Genomic DNA, 1869 nt, shown 5'->3' with positions numbered 1-1869 from the left:
TGCTGGTGTCGTCGAGGAGCCCTCATGACCCACCCGTCCGACACGGGACCGGCCCCGGTGCTGGCGCTCGAGGACGTGTCGAAGTCCTTCGGTGCCGTCCGCGCCCTGCGGGACGTCTCCCTGGCCCTGTTCCCCGGTGAGGTCCATGCCCTCGCCGGTGAGAACGGTGCGGGCAAGTCGACGCTGATCAAGACCCTCGCGGGAGTGCACCGGCCCGATACCGGCCAGGTCCTCCTGGACGGCGGGCCCGTCGCCTTCCACGGCCCGGGCGACGCCCGTGACGCCGGGATCGCCGTGATCTACCAGGAGCCCACGCTCTTCCCCGACCTGTCGATCGCCGAGAACATCTTCATGGGCCGCCAGCCCCGCCGCGCGCTGGGCCGCATCGACCACAGGGCCACCCGGGCCGCGACCGCCGCCCTCATGCAGCGCCTGGGTGTCGCCCTGGACCCCGACCGGCCCGCCCGTGGACTGTCCATCGCGGACCAGCAGATCGTCGAGATCGCCAAGGCCCTCTCCTTCGACGCCCGCGTCCTGATCATGGACGAGCCCACCGCCGCCCTGACCGGCAGCGAGGTCGCCCGCCTCTTCGGCGTCGTGCGCACCCTGCGCGAACAGGGCGCCGCCGTCCTGTTCATCTCCCACCGCCTGGAGGAGATCTTCGAGATCTGCCAGCGCGTCACCACCCTGCGTGACGGCGCGTGGATCGCCTCCGAGACCCTCCAGGGCATGAGCGAGGACGACCTGGTGCGCCGGATGGTCGGCCGTGACCTGGACGAGCTCTACCCCAAACAGGACGTCACCCCCGGCGACGTCGCCCTCTCCGTGCGCCGGCTGACCCGGGAGGGCGTCTTCACCGACGTCTCCTTCGAGGTCCGCGCCGGTGAGATCGTCGGCCTCGCCGGACTCGTCGGCGCCGGCCGCACCGAGGTCGCCCGCGCCGTGTTCGGCATCGACCGCTGGGACGCGGGAGAGGTCGAGGTCCGCGGCCGGAGACTGACCAGCGGCGCCCCCTCCACGGCCATGGCCGCCGGCCTGGCCCTGGTCCCCGAGGACCGCCGCGCCCAGGGCCTGGTGATGGACATGTCCATCGAACGCAACATCGGCCTCACCGGCCTGCGCACCACCGTGAAGGCCGGACTCGTCGACCGCGGCGCCGAACGCAGCCGCTCCCTGGACTGGGCCGTCAAACTCCAGGTCAAGTACGCCCGCATCGCGGACGCGGTGGCCACGCTGTCCGGCGGCAACCAGCAGAAGGTCGTCCTGGCGAAATGGCTGGCGACCGGCCCGAAGGTACTGATCGTCGACGAACCCACCCGGGGCATCGACGTCGGCACCAAGGCGGAGGTCCACCGGCTGCTGTCCCAGCTCGCCGCCGACGGCGTCGCCGTCCTCATGATCTCCTCCGACCTCCCCGAGATCCTCGGCATGGCCGACCGCGTCCTCGTCATGCACGAAGGCCGCCTCACCGCCGAGATCCCCCGCACCGACGCCACCGAGGAAACCGTGATGGCCGCAGCCACCGGGAGGACCGCAGCATGACGGCCACCGCCCCCAGCCCCGCCCCCACCGACGAGCTCCCCGCCACCAGCAGCAGCACCCGCCTCGTGGACCGCGTCTTCAAGATGCGCGAACTCGCCATCCTCGTCGTGTTCCTGGTGATGATCGGCGTCACCCAGGCCGGGAACAGCGAGTTCCTGTCCGAGCAGGGCATCAAGGACCTGCTCCTGAACGCCACGATCCTGGTCCTGGTCGCCACCGGCCAGTCCCTCGTCGTGATCACCCGCAACGTCGACCTCTCCGTCGGCTCCACCCTCGGGATCACCGCGTTCGCGGCCGGCGACTACCTCCACAGCGGCGGCAACCCCC

1 protein-coding gene and 1 pseudogene are annotated in these 1869 nt (G+C 71.5%); both read left to right on the top strand.

What is annotated here, in order from left to right:
- Nucleotides 1-24: 24 nt before the first annotated feature.
- The gene (locus ACZ619_RS45800; RefSeq protein ID WP_469611996.1) at nt 25-1542 is read left to right on the top strand and encodes a sugar ABC transporter ATP-binding protein; all 1518 of its coding nucleotides are present in this window, start codon (nt 25-27) and stop codon (nt 1540-1542) included.
- Nucleotides 1539-1869: pseudogene (locus ACZ619_RS45795) on the top strand (ABC transporter permease); the annotation flags it as partial. The gene ACZ619_RS45800 and the pseudogene ACZ619_RS45795, both read left to right, overlap by 4 nt.

This window comes from Streptomyces sp. NPDC104367 (assembly GCF_055583825.1).
Note: the sequence above shows the minus strand (reverse complement) of the source record. Positions and strands in the feature narration are given on the sequence as shown.

Excerpts from the sequence above, each read along its gene's own strand:
- ACZ619_RS45800 (WP_469611996.1), top strand. The coding sequence starts at position 25 with ATGACCCACCCGTCCGACACGGGACCGGCCCCGGTGCTGGCGCTCGAG.